The sequence below is a fragment of the Paenibacillus sp. GCM10027628 genome (assembly GCF_042676385.1).
Lineage (GTDB): Bacteria > Bacillota > Bacilli > Paenibacillales > NBRC-103111 > Paenibacillus_E.
Genome location: NZ_JBHTHA010000027.1, coordinates 38468 through 54355 on the forward strand (window position 1 = coordinate 38468; position 15888 = coordinate 54355).

Annotated in this window: 13 protein-coding genes; 12 read left to right on the plus strand and 1 reads right to left on the minus strand. The window is 51.4% G+C overall.

Annotated features, from left to right (window positions below):
• The first annotated feature begins 147 nt into the window (after positions 1-147).
• The 12 genes from ACFQZT_RS19525 to argH all read left to right on the plus strand — a co-directional run bounded on the left by ACFQZT_RS19525 (position 148) and on the right by argH (position 14930).
• The gene (locus ACFQZT_RS19525; protein ID WP_188177938.1) at positions 148-345 is read left to right on the plus strand and encodes a cold shock domain-containing protein; all 198 of its coding nucleotides are present in this window, start codon (positions 148-150) and stop codon (positions 343-345) included.
• Positions 346-510: 165 nt separating this feature from the next.
• Complete coding sequence (hpf, locus tag ACFQZT_RS19530) at positions 511-1059, plus strand: ribosome hibernation-promoting factor, HPF/YfiA family (protein WP_379302518.1); 549 nt, start codon at positions 511-513, stop codon at positions 1057-1059.
• A gap of 309 nt (positions 1060-1368) precedes the next feature.
• Positions 1369-3885 (plus strand): preprotein translocase subunit SecA, encoded by a 2517-nt coding sequence (secA, locus tag ACFQZT_RS19535; protein WP_379302519.1) that lies wholly within the window; start codon positions 1369-1371, stop codon positions 3883-3885.
• 61 nt (positions 3886-3946) lie between these two features.
• Positions 3947-5063 (plus strand): peptide chain release factor 2 gene (prfB, locus tag ACFQZT_RS19540; protein ID WP_379302520.1). Its coding sequence is split into 2 segments (ribosomal slippage): positions 3947-4018 and positions 4020-5063, totalling 1116 coding nucleotides; the frame shifts between segments, so codons are not numbered across the junction.
• A 161-nt stretch (positions 5064-5224) separates the two neighbouring features.
• Positions 5225-6094, plus strand: a complete 870-nt coding sequence (locus ACFQZT_RS19545; RefSeq protein ID WP_379302521.1) for a YitT family protein — start codon at positions 5225-5227, stop codon at positions 6092-6094.
• Between the two features lie 362 nt (positions 6095-6456).
• Complete coding sequence (gene argC, locus ACFQZT_RS19550) at positions 6457-7509, plus strand: N-acetyl-gamma-glutamyl-phosphate reductase (RefSeq protein ID WP_379302522.1); 1053 nt, start codon at positions 6457-6459, stop codon at positions 7507-7509.
• 13 nt (positions 7510-7522) lie between these two features.
• Entirely contained in the window at positions 7523-8755 is a 1233-nt protein-coding gene (gene argJ, locus ACFQZT_RS19555) for a bifunctional glutamate N-acetyltransferase/amino-acid acetyltransferase ArgJ (RefSeq protein ID WP_379302523.1), read from the plus strand.
• A gap of 66 nt (positions 8756-8821) precedes the next feature.
• On the plus strand, positions 8822-9583 hold the full coding sequence (argB, locus tag ACFQZT_RS19560; RefSeq protein ID WP_379302566.1) for an acetylglutamate kinase: 762 nt from the start codon (positions 8822-8824) through the stop codon (positions 9581-9583).
• A 280-nt stretch (positions 9584-9863) separates the two neighbouring features.
• A complete protein-coding gene (locus tag ACFQZT_RS19565; protein ID WP_379302524.1) occupies positions 9864-11066 on the plus strand; it encodes an acetylornithine transaminase in 1203 nt (400 codons plus the stop codon).
• A gap of 26 nt (positions 11067-11092) precedes the next feature.
• Positions 11093-12052 carry an ornithine carbamoyltransferase gene (gene argF / locus ACFQZT_RS19570; protein WP_379302525.1) on the plus strand — a complete coding sequence of 320 codons (960 nt, stop codon included), beginning with the start codon at positions 11093-11095 and terminating at the stop codon, positions 12050-12052.
• A gap of 24 nt (positions 12053-12076) precedes the next feature.
• Positions 12077-13315 (plus strand): argininosuccinate synthase, encoded by a 1239-nt coding sequence (locus ACFQZT_RS19575; RefSeq protein ID WP_379302526.1) that lies wholly within the window; start codon positions 12077-12079, stop codon positions 13313-13315.
• Between the two features lie 199 nt (positions 13316-13514).
• A complete protein-coding gene (argH, locus tag ACFQZT_RS19580; protein WP_379302527.1) occupies positions 13515-14930 on the plus strand; it encodes an argininosuccinate lyase in 1416 nt (471 codons plus the stop codon).
• Between the two features lie 71 nt (positions 14931-15001).
• On the opposite strand, the gene ACFQZT_RS19585 is transcribed toward argH, so the two are convergent.
• Positions 15002-15886: a DUF4097 family beta strand repeat-containing protein gene (locus ACFQZT_RS19585; protein WP_379302528.1), complete on the minus strand. Its 885-nt coding sequence runs from the start codon at positions 15884-15886 to the stop codon at positions 15002-15004.
• Positions 15887-15888 lie beyond the last annotated feature (2 nt).

Genomic DNA, 15888 nt, shown 5'->3' on the forward strand with positions numbered 1-15888 from the left:
TTTTCACTTATCCACGGGATGTATATACCGGAATTTTCAAATAATTTAACTTTATGCTAAGGAATAAATTGACATGCCAAGCTGACGGGTGTTATAGTCGAAAAGTAAGGGCTTACATTATTTGAAAATGAAGGGAATGTGTACGGCATGCAAGGTAAAGTGAAATGGTTTAACGCAGAAAAAGGTTATGGTTTCATCGAGCGCGAAGACGGTGGGGATGTATTCGTACATTTCTCAGCGATCCAATCCGAAGGGTTCAAAACTTTAGAGGAAGGTCAATCTGTATCGTTTGACATCGTGGAAGGCGCACGCGGACCACAAGCAGCTAACGTTAGCAAATTATAATCATCCGGCTGAGAGAGCCGCTTGAATACATGTTTGAATCAGCAGCACCCTGGAGGTATTTCCGGGGTGTTTTTTTGCATATAAATCGAAAGATTGAAATATAAAGGAATTTTGAAGATGGGGTGGAATGTAGTATAGTGTAAGTGAGGAAGGGAGATGTTGAACATGGATATTAGCATTCGCGGAGAACACCTTGAAGTAACTGAAGCACTCAGGGACTATGTCGAGAAGAAGTTGACAAGACTAGAGAGGTATTTTGAAGCGCCCCTTACATCAGATGTACATGTAACATTAAGCGTCATCAAAGGTATGCAAGCAATTGAAGTGGGAATTCCACTTGCAGGCGTGTTGCTGAGGGCTGAAGAACGTAATAATGACATGTACGCGTCCATTGATTTGGTTGTGGACAAGTTAGAACGTCAGATTCGCAAGCACAAAACGAAAGCTAACCGTAAAATTCGCCAAGAAGGCGGCAAGCGCGATTTATTTAAAATTGAAACTTCACCGACGATGTACTTGGAGGAAGAGGAAGATTTTGAACTGGTTCGCAACAAACGCTTCACTTTGAAGCCGATGGATGTGGAAGAGGCCATTCTTCAAATGAACATGGTTGGCCATAATTTCTTCGTATTTTCCAACATGGATACGGATCAAGTCAACGTTGTGTATAAACGTAACGATGGTAAGTATGGCCTGATTGAGCCAGCGATGTAATTGTGCTGCAAGAGGCCAATAACGATAATAAAGTAAAAGCTTGGTTCGACTTGGTCGGGTCAAGCTTTTTCCTTTTGTGGCTTTCATGCAAGTACTCACTTTGAGGGGATTTCATGCATGCAATCCGGCGTTCGATTTCATACTATAAAATGAGCAACCATGTTATTTTTTTGCAACAATGGCGCAAATTATACGTATATACGGTGTAGTAGGTGGAAATGAGAGCCATAGGAAATGAGCGTTTGTTGCGGCAAGACCGCCAAACTGTTACAATTTAAGGATACGAATGCAAGGGAAAGGGGTTCACCGATGCTAGGACTTGTGAAGAAAATTTTTGGTGATTCCAATGATCGGGAAATTAAACGGATGCTGAAGGCTGTTGATCTGATCAATGAGCTGGAAGCCAGCATTCAGCCGCTGTCGGATGAAGAGCTGAAAGGCAAGACGGTAGAATTCAGAAACCGCCTGGAGCAAGGCGAGGATCTTGATGATTTGCTGCCAGAGGCTTTCGCTGTCGTGAGGGAAGCTGCAAAGCGCGTTCTCGGCAAACGTCACTATGACGTTCAGCTTATTGGGGGTATGGTGCTGCACGAAGGCCGTATCGCGGAAATGAGAACAGGGGAAGGGAAGACGCTCGTAGGAACGCTTCCTGTTTATTTGAACGCTTTGCTCGGCAAAGGCGTACATGTGGTAACGGTCAATGATTACTTGGCGCAGCGCGATAGCGGGGAGATGGGCCAGATTTACCAATTCCTCGGTCTGACGGTTGGGGTCAATCTGCACGACTTGTCTCATGAAGAAAAGCAAGCGGCTTACGCTTGTGATATTACCTATGGAACAAATAACGAATACGGATTCGACTACCTGCGCGATAACATGGTACTGTACAAAGAGCAAATGGTTCAACGTCCGCTATACTATGCGGTAATTGACGAGGTTGACTCTATCCTTGTCGATGAGGCGAGAACGCCGCTGATCATTTCAGGACAAGCCGCCAAGTCGACGGATTTGTACTACGCGGCCGACCGTTTCGTGTCCAAGCTCAAAGAAGAAGAGGATTACACGATTGATATTAAAGTGCGTTCTGTAGCGCTGACTGAGGAAGGCGTAGCGAAGGCGGAGCGGGCTTTTGGCATTGAGAACTTATTTGATCATCAAAATGTGACTATCAACCACCACGTAACACAAGCGCTTAAAGCACGTTTCATCATGAAACGCGATGTGGATTACGTCGTGCAAGAAGACGAAGTGATGATCGTTGACGAATTTACAGGCCGTATTATGACGGGCCGTCGATATAGCGATGGGCTGCACCAAGCCATTGAGGCGAAGGAACAGCTGCAAGTGCAGAATGAAAGCATGACGCTTGCGACAATCACGTTCCAGAACTACTTCCGGATGTACCGTAAGCTTGCGGGTATGACAGGTACAGCGAAGACGGAAGAGGAAGAGTTGAAAAAAATCTACGGCCTCGAAGTTATCGTCGTTCCGACGAACCGTCCGATGATTCGTAAAGATTTGCCGGATGTTGTGTATAAGTCGGAAAACGGCAAGTTCAAGGCGGTAGTGGAAGAAATCGTGGAGCGCCACAAAAAGAACCAACCGGTTCTCGTAGGTACGGTATCCATCGAGAACTCCGAGCGTCTTTCCGAGATGCTGAAACGCAAAGGCGTACAGCATAAAGTACTGAACGCGAAGTATCATGCCGAAGAAGCGGAAATCGTATCCCGTGCGGGTCAGCCCGGCGCGGTGACGATTGCTACGAACATGGCCGGACGCGGTACGGACATTATGCTTGGCGATGGCGTACATGAAGCGGGCGGACTGCATATTATAGGAACAGAACGTCACGAGAGCAGACGGATCGACAATCAGCTGCGCGGTCGTGCGGGCCGTCAAGGCGACCCGGGTTCCTCCCAGTTCTATCTGTCGCTGGAAGATGAGCTGATGAAGCGTTTCGGCGCGGAGAACATTATGGCGATGATGGACCGTCTGGGTATGGAAGAAGATCAGCCGATTGAGAGCAAATTGATCTCGCGTGCTGTAGAATCGGCTCAAAAACGCGTAGAAGGCAACAACTTCGATGTGCGTAAAGTCGTTCTCCAGTATGACGATGTGATGAACCAACAACGTGAAATTATTTATAAGCAGCGCCGCGAGCTGCTCGAATCCGAGAACATCCGCGAGGTAATCGAGGGTATGATCAACTCCGTGATCGAGCGCATTGTGAAAGCCCATTGTTCGGAAGAGCAAATTCCGGAAGAATGGGAGCTGCATGAGGTCGCAAACTTCGTTAACAATAACTTGTTGAATGAAGAAGCTCATATCACCGATCAAGACCTATGGGGCAAAGAGCAGGAAGAAATTATTGAGCAAATCAAAGCGCTTGTCAGCAAGCGTTACGATGAGCGCGAGGAAGAAATCGGCGCCGAATTCATGCGCGAGTTCGAGAAGGTCGTTGCATTGCGCGCGGTAGACAGCAAATGGATGGATCACATCGATGCGATGGATCAGCTTCGCCAGGGTATCCACCTTCGTGCATACGGCGGTACCGATCCGCTCCGTGAGTATCAATTCGAAGGCTTCGAGATGTTCCAAGAGATGATCGACAGCATCCGTGAAGAGGTCGCGATGTACATCATGAAAGCACACGTACAAAGCAACCTGGAGCGTCAAGCGGTGGCGGAAGGCCAAGCGATCGATCCGAAGAACGAAGCTGGCGGCAAAAAGCCCGTCGTGCGTGACGAAGAGCGCATCGGACGAAATGATCCGTGCCCATGCGGCAGCGGCAAAAAGTTCAAACAGTGCCACGGGCAAGGCAGCTAATCTGCCGGCCGACTTACTTGGATAGAGCCGAGGCACAACCCGAATAAAAGAGGTGTCAGACATGCTAGAACCAGAAGTAAAGCAAGACCTGAGAGAGACAGCAAAGCGACTAACCGAATTACGGGGGTCTCTTTGACTTAGATCATAAGCTGGAAGCGATCGGGGATTTTGAGGAAAAGATGGCGGCGCCGGACTTCTGGGACGATAACGAGAAGGCCCAGAAGACCATTGCCGAGCTCAACGCCATCAAAGGCGTTGTGGATCAGTTCCAAGCTTTCTCGAGCGAGTACGACGACCTGATGGTCCTGGTCGAACTCGAGGAAGAGGAAAGCGACGCCAGCCTGGCCGCAGAGATTGCCGGCGGCATCGCGGCTCTCGTGAAGAAGCTCGAAGCGTTCGAGCTTCAGCTGCTGCTCAGTCAGCCGTACGACCGGCTGAACGCGATTCTCGAGCTGCACCCGGGCGCCGGGGGCACCGAGTCGCAAGACTGGGCGGAGATGCTGCTGCGCATGTACCGCCGTTGGGCCGAGAAGCGTGACTTCAAAGTCGAGGTTCTCGACTATCTGCCCGGCGATGAGGCCGGCGTCAAGAGCGTCACGCTTATGATCAAGGGCTTCAACGCCTACGGCTATTTGAAGGCGGAGAAAGGCGTGCACCGGCTCGTCCGGATCTCGCCGTTCGACGCTTCCGGCCGACGACACACGTCCTTCGTGTCGTGTGACGTCATGCCGGAGATCGAAGACGATACGGAGATCGAGATCCGCACGGAGGATCTCAAGATCGATACGTATCGCGCCAGCGGCGCCGGCGGTCAGCATATCAATACGACGGACTCGGCTGTGCGGATCACGCACGTGCCAACTGGCGTCGTGGTCAGCTGTCAGCAAGAGCGCTCGCAGATCAAGAACCGTGAGAAAGCGATGAAGATGCTGCGATCCAAGCTTTACGAGAAGAAGATCGAAGAGCAGGAGAAACAGCTTGCCGAGATTCGCGGCGAGCAATCGGACATCGCATGGGGCAGCCAAATCCGTTCTTATGTGTTTCATCCCTATAGCATGGTCAAGGACCACCGAACTTCGGCCGAGACTGGTAACGTAGGAGCTGTGATGGATGGAGATCTGGATACGTTCATCGACGCATATCTCCGTCATCAGATTCGCAAACCGGAAGCGCAATAAGGTATTCCGCATGGCTGGCTGCACATTAACTGCAATCAAAGACATTTGATGCAGTCATGTGCAGTCTTGGATACCTACGAGCAGTCATACGCATACAAGCTTTGTCAGACGATCATCCTACACCTAATGGTGTAGGTTTTTTTGTGAGAGGAGGGCCTTCGGTGCCCAGAAAAGAACCGCGTTTACCTATAGGAAGTCCTTTACATACGGTTATTGAGTATGTTTTGCTGGTTGTCGGCTCGCTGATTATGGCGGCCAGCTTCAATGCTTTTTTGAATCCGAATCAAATTGCATCCGGTGGGGTAGCGGGTGTTTCTACGATTGTGCAGCATCTCACCGGATTGAATCCAGCGATTATCCAATGGGGGCTGAATATTCCCATTTTCCTGCTGGCGCTATGGCTGCTGGGCGGGCAGTTTGGGCTGAAGGCGGCGGTAGGTTCTGTTGTTTTCCCGCTTTGCGTATTTGTGACGACCCATATTGGGACGCCTACACATAATCTTTTACTTGCCGCAGTTTATGGAGGCATAGGGGTTGGTCTAGGTCTTGGCATCGTGTTTCGGGGACGAGGATCGACGGGTGGGCTCGGGCTGGCTGCGCAAATTTTGCACAAATTCTCAGGGATGAGCCTAGGCTTCTGCGTTGCCATATTCGATGGCTTAGTCATCTTGAGCTCTGCCCTTGTGTTCACACCGGAGAATGCGCTTTATGCGCTGATCGGACTTTTTGTTACCACGAAGACCATTGATGTTGTACAGCTCGGATTCAACTATGCCAAAGTGGCATTTATCGTTTCGGAGAAAACGGATGAGATCCGCAAGGCGATTTTAAACGACTTGGACCGGGGGCTGACCGAGCTGAACGGCCATGGGGGTTACACGGGAGAGGCGCGAACGGTCATGATGGTTGTCGTCAAGCAGAATGAAGTAACGCGCCTGAAGACGCTGGTTCGTGCGGTGGACCCAAAGGCTTTCGTTATTTTGAGCGAAACGAATGAAGTGTTGGGCGAAGGGTTTAAGAGGCACGCTTAAAAGGAGGCGTTTCCATTTAGATACGCAGCGAAAGGACGTACGCAAGTACGTCTATTTTTCTGCCCGCAAATTGATCCGGCGTAGAAGTTGCTTGTATGGTATAAGATTTGGGATAATATGACTATTGAAAAGCATAGGAGGGATAGAAGCCGCCGGAGGACTGTATATATGAATAAAATGCAGGGTTTTAAGGGATCGGTATAGGGTTATAGGAAAATCTGTTATACGTGCAAAAAAGTCGCTAAGATGCTTATATTAGAGCCTCATAGAGACACAAACCGGCATGAAAAAATTCATTGAATTATTATGTATACGACTGTATAATAATACATATATTTTGGGGACGTTTGGGGGAATTTCTAATGAGTAACGCGGTTAGAGCGGCTATTATCGGAGCTACCGGCTACGGTGGTGCGGAATTGATTCGTCTTTTACAGGCACATCCATTGGTTCAGATTACTTCCGTGATTTCGACTTCCAATGCGGGAGCACCGTTAGCGGATCATTTTCCGCATTTGCAGGAAATCGTTGTTGATATTCTTGATGAATTGAACGTGGAGTTGATTGCCGGTAAAGCGGATGTCGTATTCCTGGCGACGCCGGCAGGTGTTAGCGCGGAGCTATCGCCGAAGCTGCTTGAAGCAGGCCTCAAGGTGGTCGACATTTCTGGAGATTTACGGTTAAAATCGCGTGCCGACTACGAAAAATGGTACAAACGCACGGCGGCTCCGGAAGCAGCGCTCGAACGCGCGGTATATGGTCTTTCCGAAGTATTCGGGGATGAAGTGAAAGGGGCAGATCTCATCGCGAATCCGGGCTGCTATCCGACAGCTACGCTGCTTGGTCTCATTCCGGCGGTAAAAGCAGGTTGGATCGATCCCTCAACAATTATCATAGATGCGAAATCCGGTGTTTCCGGAGCGGGACGCGGCGTGAACCTCGGTGTTCATTACTCCGAAGTGAATGAAAATTTAACAGCTTATAAAGTGAATAAACATCAACATATTCCGGAAATCGAGCAAGCGCTGAGCCGTGTGGCGGGTAAGCCGGTTGTGACGACATTTACGACGCATTTGGTTCCAATGACGCGGGGCATTATGTCAACGATGTATGCGACCGTGAATGGCGAGCATACAGCAGAAGATTTTGAGAAGCTGTATCGTGATTATTATGAAGGCCGTAAATTTGTACGGATACGGAACAGCAGCGGTAAGCCGCCTGCTACCAAAGAAGTATCCGGCTCGAACTACTGCGACATTGGCTTCGTGGTTGATGAGCGGACAGGTCGTGTGACGATCGTGTCAGTCATCGATAACGTGGTGAAAGGCGCTGCCGGGCAAGCAATTCAGAATTTGAATATCATGATGGGCTGGGACGAGACGACAGGGCTGTTGTTCGCGCCAGTTTATCCTTAAGCGGAGGGCGAACATGTCAGTGTCAGGTCAAGGGAAATTCACGGTCGTACCGGAGGGCACAGTTACGACGCCAAAAGGCTTCCGCGCAGGCGGACTGCACTGCGGCTTGAAAAAAACAGAGCGCCACGATCTTGGCGCTATCGTGTGTGAAGTGCCAGCGGCAGCGGCCGGCGTGTACACGCTGAACGCGTTCCAGGCGGCACCGCTGCGCGTGACGCAGGAGAGCATCGCCCAAGACGGCAAGCTGCAGGCGATGATCGTCAACAGCGGCAACGCCAATGCGTGCACCGGCCAACAGGGCGAGGACGACGCGCGCGCGATGCGCGCCGCAGCTGCGAAGGCGCTAGGCGTGGCGGAGCATCACGTCGGCGTGACGAGCACGGGTGTCATCGGCGAGCTGCTGCCGATGGGCAAGGTTTTGAGCGGCATCGAGCAACTGCCGCAGCGCGTGAAGGCAGATGGCGGCGACGACTTCTGCCAGGCGATCCTGACAACGGATCTCGTGAAGAAGATGACGTGCGTCCGTCTTGTCGTAGGCGGCAAGGAAGTTCACATTGCCGGAGCGGCTAAAGGTTCGGGAATGATTCACCCGAATATGGCGACGATGCTCGGTTTCATGACGACCGATGCCAATATTGAAAGCAAATACCTGCAGCAGCTGCTGAGCAGGATTACAGATAATACGTTCAACATGATCACGGTTGACGGCGACACCAGCACCAACGACATGGTTGTGGTGATGGCGAGCGGTCTCGCGGAGAACGACGCTTTAACGCCGGATCACCCGGACTGGGAATCGTTCGCCGCAGGCGTGCAGTACGTCGGCGAGTACCTTGCGAAGGCGATCGCTCGCGACGGCGAGGGCGCGACGAAGCTGATCGAGACGACGGTTGTCGGCGCGGAGAGCGTCGATGCGGCTCGCAAGATCGTCAAGTCGATCATCGGTTCGAGCCTCGTGAAGTCGGCCGTTTACGGCGCAGACGCCAACTGGGGCCGCATCATTGCGGCTGTCGGTTACTCGGGACAGCCGGTGAATGTGGACACGGTCGATATCCGCCTGGGCGATATTGCGGTTCTCACGCAGTCGCGTCCGGTGAAGTTCGATGAGGAAGCGGCGCTGGCCTACTTGAAAACCGATACCATTCAAATTCATGTGAATTTAAATATGGGCAACGGCCAGGCAACGGGTTGGGGCTGCGATTTGACTTATGATTACGTGCGGATCAATGCTGCGTACAGGACTTAAGCTGATCTTATCCGGATTTATTTGGGCAAAGGGGAAACGTAAGCTGTGAAGAACAATTGCTTTGTGATGAAATGCGGCGGAAGCACGCTGGCGGCTTTGCCGGCAAGCTTTTTTGAAGATATGAAGCGGCTCCAGGATGAGGGCATCGTAACGGTTATCGTTCACGGCGGCGGACCGGCGATCTCCGATACGCTGACGAAGCTGGGCATCGAGACGGAGTTCGTGAACGGTCTGCGAAAAACGAACGAAGCTGTGCTGGACGTTGTGGAGATGGTCTTATCCGGTCAGATCAACAAAGAGATCGTACGGCGCATTCAGTTGACTGGTGCAGCGGCACTCGGATTGTCCGGCGTTGACGGACATCTGATTGAGGCTCAGCCAGTGAGCAACGCACACGAAGTCGGGCTTGTCGGCGACGTGACCAAGGTGAATGCGGAGCTGGTTCAAGGCATCGTAAACATGGGCTATATTCCGGTCATTGCACCGGTAGGCCTTGGCTCCGATGGCGGACAGCGCTACAACATCAATGCGGACACGGCTGCAGGAGCGGTCGCCTCCCATCTCGGCGTAGAGCAGATGATAGTGGTGACGGACGTTCCCGGCATCATGAACGGAGAGAAGCAGGTGCTTCCTGTGGTCAGCGTGGCACAGATTGAGGAGATGATCGCGAGCGGTGAGATCTACGGAGGCATGATTCCGAAGGTTCGCGCAGCGATTGCATGCATACAGGGTAAAGTGCAGGAAGTGGTCATTGTGAATGGCTCGGAGCCGAATGTGCTCAGTAAAGTGCTGAAAGGCGAAGGCATAGGCACGCGTATTGTAAGATAACGATTAAAGCTTGCCGTTCTACGTTTTTAAAGCTGTTTTTCAGCGTTACGCTTAGAGACAGGCGAGAGTTTGTGGATTTAAGACGATTTTTCGTGCTTATGGCGTGCAATAGAGGTAGTTTCGCCCAAGAATTTGGCCAATAGCGATGAAATTCAGCGTTAATCAGGCTGAGATTCGTGAAACGAATACTTTAACACGGTTTTTCCGCGTTAGAGTTCTCTGAACCGACACGGTGAACACATAGGACGAAGAAGTTTTTACAATAAAGGAGGGAATGTATATGACGGAAACGGGAAAAAGCTCACTCTTTCCAACTTATGCGAGATTTCCAATCACGCTGGTGAAGGGTGAGGGCAGCCGCCTATGGGATGACACAGGTAAGGAATATATCGACTTGATGAGCGGGATTGCGGTGACGAATCTTGGACACGCGCCCCAGGCGGTGAAGGAGAAGTTGGTAGCGCAGCTCGATCAGCTGTGGCATGTGAGTAATTTGTTCCACATTCCGAATCAGGAGAAGCTGGCTAAGCTGCTTACAGATAATAGCTGTGCGGATGCGGTGTTTTTTTGCTCGACTGGAGCGGAGGCGAACGAGGCAGCTATCAAGCTGGCGCGACGCTATTCGCAAAAAGTGCTGCAGAGCGGTCGATACGAGATTATCACGTTCAACATGTCATTCCACGGACGGACGTTGGCTACATTGACAGCCACAGGGCAGGATAAAGTGAAGGAAGGCTTCCATCCGCTTCCGGAGGGCTTTAAGTATGCGCCTTACAATGATATTGAGGCTGTTCGCAGCCTTGTGAACGATAAAACATGTGCGATTATGCTCGAAATGGTGCAAGGGGAGGGCGGCGTTCTGCCCGCTGACCCTCAGTTCGTTCAAGATCTCGCAGCCCTGTGCAAGCAGGAGAACCTGCTGCTCATCGTAGATGAAATCCAGACGGGCGTTGGCCGTACGGGTAAGCTTTTTGCCTATGAGCACTACGGCATTGAACCGGACATCTTCACGTTGGCCAAAGGCCTTGGCGCAGGGTTCCCGATTGGCGCCATGCTGGGCAAAGCGCATCTGGCTGAAGGCTTCAGTGCCGGCAGTCACGGCTCCACGTTTGGCGGAACGCCGATTGCGACGTCTGCAGGCATTGCGGCGATCGAAACGGTGCTCGCGAACAAACTGCCTGAGCGCGCAGCTGAGCTGGGCGCATACACGGTGGAGAAGCTTGAGAGCAAGCTCGCCGGCAATCCGCTTGTCGCGAAAGTGCGCGGCATTGGTCTTCTGATCGGCATCGAATGCACGCAGCCTGCAGGTGAAGTGATTAGCGAAATTCATAAACAAGGCGTGCTGGTCATTCCGGCTGGACCGAATGTGATTCGTTTGGTGCCGGCTTTGACGATCCCGCAGGAAGATTTGGATAAAGGTTTGGACGTAGTATGCGAAGTGCTTGCTCGGAAAGCGGCAGCTTCGGCAGCAAGTGCGGGTTAGAGTTAACAGTAGAGAGGTTGGATGAAATGAACAGTACCGTACAGGAAGAACTGGCTGCCCAGCTCAAGGGCAAAGATTTTCTTGCTTTGGTCGATTATACAACGGAAGAAATCGAATATTTGATTCATTACGGCATCGAGCTTAAACGCAAGCAAAAAGCGGGAGAGCCGCACCGCATTCTTGAAGGCAAGACGCTGGGGATGGTTTTCGAAAAGTCGTCCACACGCACGCGTGTATCCTTTGAAGTCGGGATGTACCAGCTGGGGGGGCAAGCGCTTTTCCTCAGCAAGAACGACATTCAGCTTGGACGCGGCGAAACGGTGTGGGATACAGCCCAGACACTATCCCGTTATCTCGACGGCATTATGATTCGTACTTACGAACACCGTAAAGTGATCGACCTCGCGAGAGGGGCGACCGTGCCGGTGATCAACGGCTTGACCGATCATGCGCACCCTTGCCAAGTGATGGCTGACTATCAGACGGTTTTGGAGAAAAAAGGAAAGCTCACAGGACTCAAAGTGGCTTACATCGGGGACGGCAATAACATGGTGCACTCCTTGATGGTGGGCGCGAGCAAGCTTGGCATGCACTTCGCCGTCGCATCGCCAGGTGGCTACATGCCTGACGCTCAAGTGGTTCAGACTTCCAAGGATAACGCGGCGCAAACGGGCGGCAGCCTCTTAGTGACCAACGATCCGCGCGAAGCGATCGAAAATGCCGATATCGTTTACACCGATGTATGGGCGAGCATGGGTTTTGAAGCTGAGCAGAAGGAGCGGGAAATTGCTTTTAAGAACTTCCAAGTGAACGAAGCGCTTGTGAAGTATGCGAAGCCGGATTACCTGTTCATGCATTGCCTGCCGGCGCACCGCGGCGAAGAAGTGAGCGAGGGCGTTATCGACGGGGCGCATTCGGTTGTATTTGATCAAGCGGAAAATCGTCTTCACGCGCAAAAGGCCATTATGGCCGCAACGATGATATAGATTATAGAAACGGAGAGATTGTACATGGCTAAGGAGAAAATCGTACTCGCCTACTCCGGCGGGTTGGATACGTCTGTTATTTTGAAATGGCTCAAGGAGACTTACGACGCTGAAATTATTGCGTTTACGGCGGATATCGGTCAAGCGGATGAGCTGAACGGCCTGGAGGAAAAAGCGCTGAAAACCGGCGCCTCCAAAATCTACATCGACGACCTGCGCGACGAATTCGCGAAGGACTTTATCTACCCGATGTTCCAAGCGGGTGCTCTGTATGAAGGGCAATATCTGCTCGGCACGAGCATCGCCCGCCCGCTGATCGCGAAGCGCATGGTCGAGATCGCCCGCGCTGAAGGCGCAACGGCGATTGCTCACGGCGCAACCGGCAAGGGTAACGACCAAGTGCGCTTCGAGCTGACCGCTGCGGCACTGGCGCCTGAGCTGTCCGTGATCGCGCCTTGGCGTCTGGAAGAATTCCGCGAGCAGTTCCCTGGTCGCGCGGAAATGATCGCCTATGCCGAGAAACACGGCATTCCGGTTACGGCATCTGCAGCGAAGCCTTACTCGACTGACCGCAACCTGCTGCACATCTCCTTCGAGAGCGGCATGTTGGAGGATCCGTGGTTCGATGCGGCTGCGGATTCCAACAAGGACATGTACGTACTGAGCGTATCCCCTGAGGATGCTCCGGACCAAGCGGAGTACCTGGAGCTTGATTTCGAAAAAGGCGACTGCGTTGGTTTGAACGGCGCGAAAATGACGCCGCTGCAAGTCATGGAAGCTTTGAACCAAATCGGCGGCAAGCACGGTATTGGCCGCGTAGATATGGTCGAAAACCGTTTCGTCGGCATGAAGAGCCGCGGTGTATATGAAACTCCAGGCGGTACGATCCTGTTTACCGCTCACCGTAAAATGGAGTCGCTCACGATGGACCGCGATGTCATGCACCTGCGTGATTCGCTGATCTCCAAATACGCGACGCTGGTTTACAATGGTTTCTGGTTTGCGCCAGAGCGTTTGGCAATCCAAGCGCTTGTAGAAGAAAGCCAAAAGAACGTTACGGGTACCGTTCGTTTGAAACTATACAAAGGCAACATCATGGGCGCAGGCGTGAAAAGCCCTGTATCCCTGTACAATCCGGATATCGCTACGATGGAAGCGGATCCTTCCAAAGCTTACGACCAAGGCGATGCAGCCGGATTTATCCGCCTGAACGCGCTTCGTTTGAAAGTATCTTCCGGCGTTCAACAAAACGCAAATAAATAAATCTATAGCTCTTGCAATCGGGCTTTCCCATCGTGGAAAGCCTTTGGGCTGTGAGATAAACCCCTATCGAGGTCTTTCGAAGATGAGCGACCGCGTTTAAAGGTGGGTTTATTCGCCAATCAGAAAGTCTTCACTTCGCTTTAGCGTTATAATGAACTTAAACTTTCTGATGTGGAAAATACGAGAGGGGAATTTACAAGTGTCTAAGCTTTGGGGTGGACGTTTTACGAAGCAAACCGACCAGCTGGTCGAAGAATATACGGCATCGATTCTGTTTGATAAAGAGCTCGCCGAAGAGGACATTCAAGGCAGCTTGGCGCATGTGACGATGCTTGGCAAGTGCGGTATTCTCCCTGCGGAAGACGTGGAAAAGATCAAAGACGGTCTGCACGAAGTGCAGCGCATGATTCGCCGCGGCGAGCTGGAGTATACGATTCAGAACGAAGATATTCATATGAATATCGAAAAAACGCTGATCGATCTGATCGGTCCGGTCGGCGGCAAGCTGCACACCGGCCGCAGCCGCAACGACCAAGTGGCGACGGATATGCACCTGTACCTGCGCAAGCGGGTGGTCGAATTCGTCGGCCTCCTGATCAAGCTGCAGGAAGCCTTGATCGAGCAAGCCAAGAACAATCTCGATACGATTGTTCCGGGCTACACGCATCTGCAGCGGGCGCAGCCGATTCTGTTCGCTCATCACATGATGGCTTATGTCAGCATGTTTCAGCGCGATCTGGAGCGTTTGCAGGACAGCTACAAGCGCGTGAACATTTTACCGCTTGGCGCTGGCGCTCTCGCCGGCACGACGTTCCCGATCGACCGCCATTTCGTGGCGTCGCAGCTCGGCTTCGACCGCGTGTACGAGAACTCCCTGGACGCGGTCAGCGACCGCGACTTCATTCTGGAGTTCCTCTCGAACGCGTCGATGATCATGATGCACCTTTCTCGCTTCTGCGAGGAAATGGTGCTCTGGTCCAGCACCGAGTACGCGTTCATCGAGCTCGATGATGCGTTCTGCACCGGCAGCTCGATCATGCCGCAGAAGAAGAACCCGGACGTCGCCGAGCTCGTCCGCGGCAAAACCGGCCGCGTCTACGGCAACTTGTTCGGTCTGATGACCGTGCTCAAGTCTCTGCCGCTGGCTTACAACAAGGACATGCAGGAAGATAAAGAAGGCATGTTCGATACGGTCCGTACCCTGCAGGGCGCGCTTCAATTGTTCGCGCCGATGGTGTCCACGATGAAAGTGAACACGGATCGGATGAGACAAGCAGTAAACCAAGACTTCTCCAACGCTACGGATATCGCGGATTACCTGGTAAACAAAGGGCTTCCTTTCCGCCAGGCACATGAAGTGATTGGTAAAACTGTGCTGTACTGCATTCAAAATAAAAAATACTTGCTTGATATGACGATCGAAGAGTTCAAAACGTTCTCCAGTCTTTTCGAATCCGATATTTATCAGGTTCTTCAGCCGGAGCAAGTCGTTAACGCTCGAAACGTGTACGGTGGAACGGCCAGTAATCAAGTAGCTGACGCGATCGGACGCGCGGAGCAAGTGCTTCAAGCATCGAACGAATGGTTCCAAACTTATTTGGAAAAAAGCAAATAAAGCTAGTTCACCATTCAAAAAACCTCCAGTCCCGTGCATTATGCGGAACTGGAGGTTTTGCTTTTTCACATCTATTTATCCGTAACGGTAACCGAACCCGTATCGGTTTTTACTTTAATCTTTTTGCTTCCATCCCCAATCGTACCCTTAACCGAGCGGTGGTCGGATTCTTTGACAGAAACGCCTGGAATATCCAATGTTGCTCTTCCGGTATCTGTGCTCAAATCAAAACTGGCAGAAGTAGGAGCTGGTGATAGTTGAAGTTTAATGCTCCCTGTGTCTGCATCTAACATTACGGAATCGCCGATATCATGAAGTTTACTGTTAATTGTGCCGGTATTCGTGCTGATTCGTACATTTCCTTGCCCGTCATTTACCCTTATGGAACCTGTATCGCTTCTAAGGTCCAACTGCTTGCCTTCGAAACGATCAAGTGTGATCGTGCCGGTATTTGTATCGGCCGTTAACGTTTCCGCTTTCAATTCCTTAAGATTCAGAGATCCCGTATCCGAAGAAACGGTAATGGCTTTATACAGTTTGTTAGGAAGCGTAACCTCGGTTCTCAGTTGATCGTTGAAATTGGCGATCAAGTTTTTCAATTCGTCGAGGTTGAAATTAAGAAGCAGGATTTTTCTATCTGGGCAAACGTTAACTTTCCATGCGTTAGAACCTTCCGTTACGGCATCGATCGTGCAATTTTTGGCACGGCTTTTGGTAATGGTTCCTACGAGATGAACCTTGATTTCATCGGTATTGCCGGGTATAAAAGTCACGCCGGTAATATCGTTTTTGATTGTAAGCGTGTCGATATTCGCTGCAGAAATTTTCTTTTCGATATCGATAGTGGTCGAGTTAGCGGTAAAATCGGTATCTTTAAACGAGATCGCACCGCCGATAAGGCCGATGGCCAGACAGGCAAAGCCGACAAGCAAGAAAAATTTGACTCCATGTTTCATGG

What these genes read in the sequence shown, in the direction of transcription:
- ACFQZT_RS19525 (WP_188177938.1), top strand. Translation starts at nt 148, where the DNA reads ATGCAAGGTAAAGTGAAATGGTTTAACGCAGAAAAAGGTTATGGTTTC.
- hpf (WP_379302518.1), top strand. Translation starts at nt 511, where the DNA reads ATGGATATTAGCATTCGCGGAGAACACCTTGAAGTAACTGAAGCACTC.
- secA (WP_379302519.1), top strand. Translation starts at nt 1,369, where the DNA reads ATGCTAGGACTTGTGAAGAAAATTTTTGGTGATTCCAATGATCGGGAA.
- argC (WP_379302522.1), top strand. Translation starts at nt 6,457, where the DNA reads ATGAGTAACGCGGTTAGAGCGGCTATTATCGGAGCTACCGGCTACGGT.
- argJ (WP_379302523.1), top strand. Translation starts at nt 7,523, where the DNA reads ATGTCAGTGTCAGGTCAAGGGAAATTCACGGTCGTACCGGAGGGCACA.
- argB (WP_379302566.1), top strand. Translation starts at nt 8,822, where the DNA reads ATGAAATGCGGCGGAAGCACGCTGGCGGCTTTGCCGGCAAGCTTTTTT.
- ACFQZT_RS19565 (WP_379302524.1), top strand. Translation starts at nt 9,864, where the DNA reads ATGACGGAAACGGGAAAAAGCTCACTCTTTCCAACTTATGCGAGATTT.
- argF (WP_379302525.1), top strand. Translation starts at nt 11,093, where the DNA reads ATGAACAGTACCGTACAGGAAGAACTGGCTGCCCAGCTCAAGGGCAAA.
- ACFQZT_RS19575 (WP_379302526.1), top strand. Translation starts at nt 12,077, where the DNA reads ATGGCTAAGGAGAAAATCGTACTCGCCTACTCCGGCGGGTTGGATACG.
- ACFQZT_RS19585 (WP_379302528.1), bottom strand. Translation starts at nt 15,886, where the DNA reads ATGAAACATGGAGTCAAATTTTTCTTGCTTGTCGGCTTTGCCTGTCTG.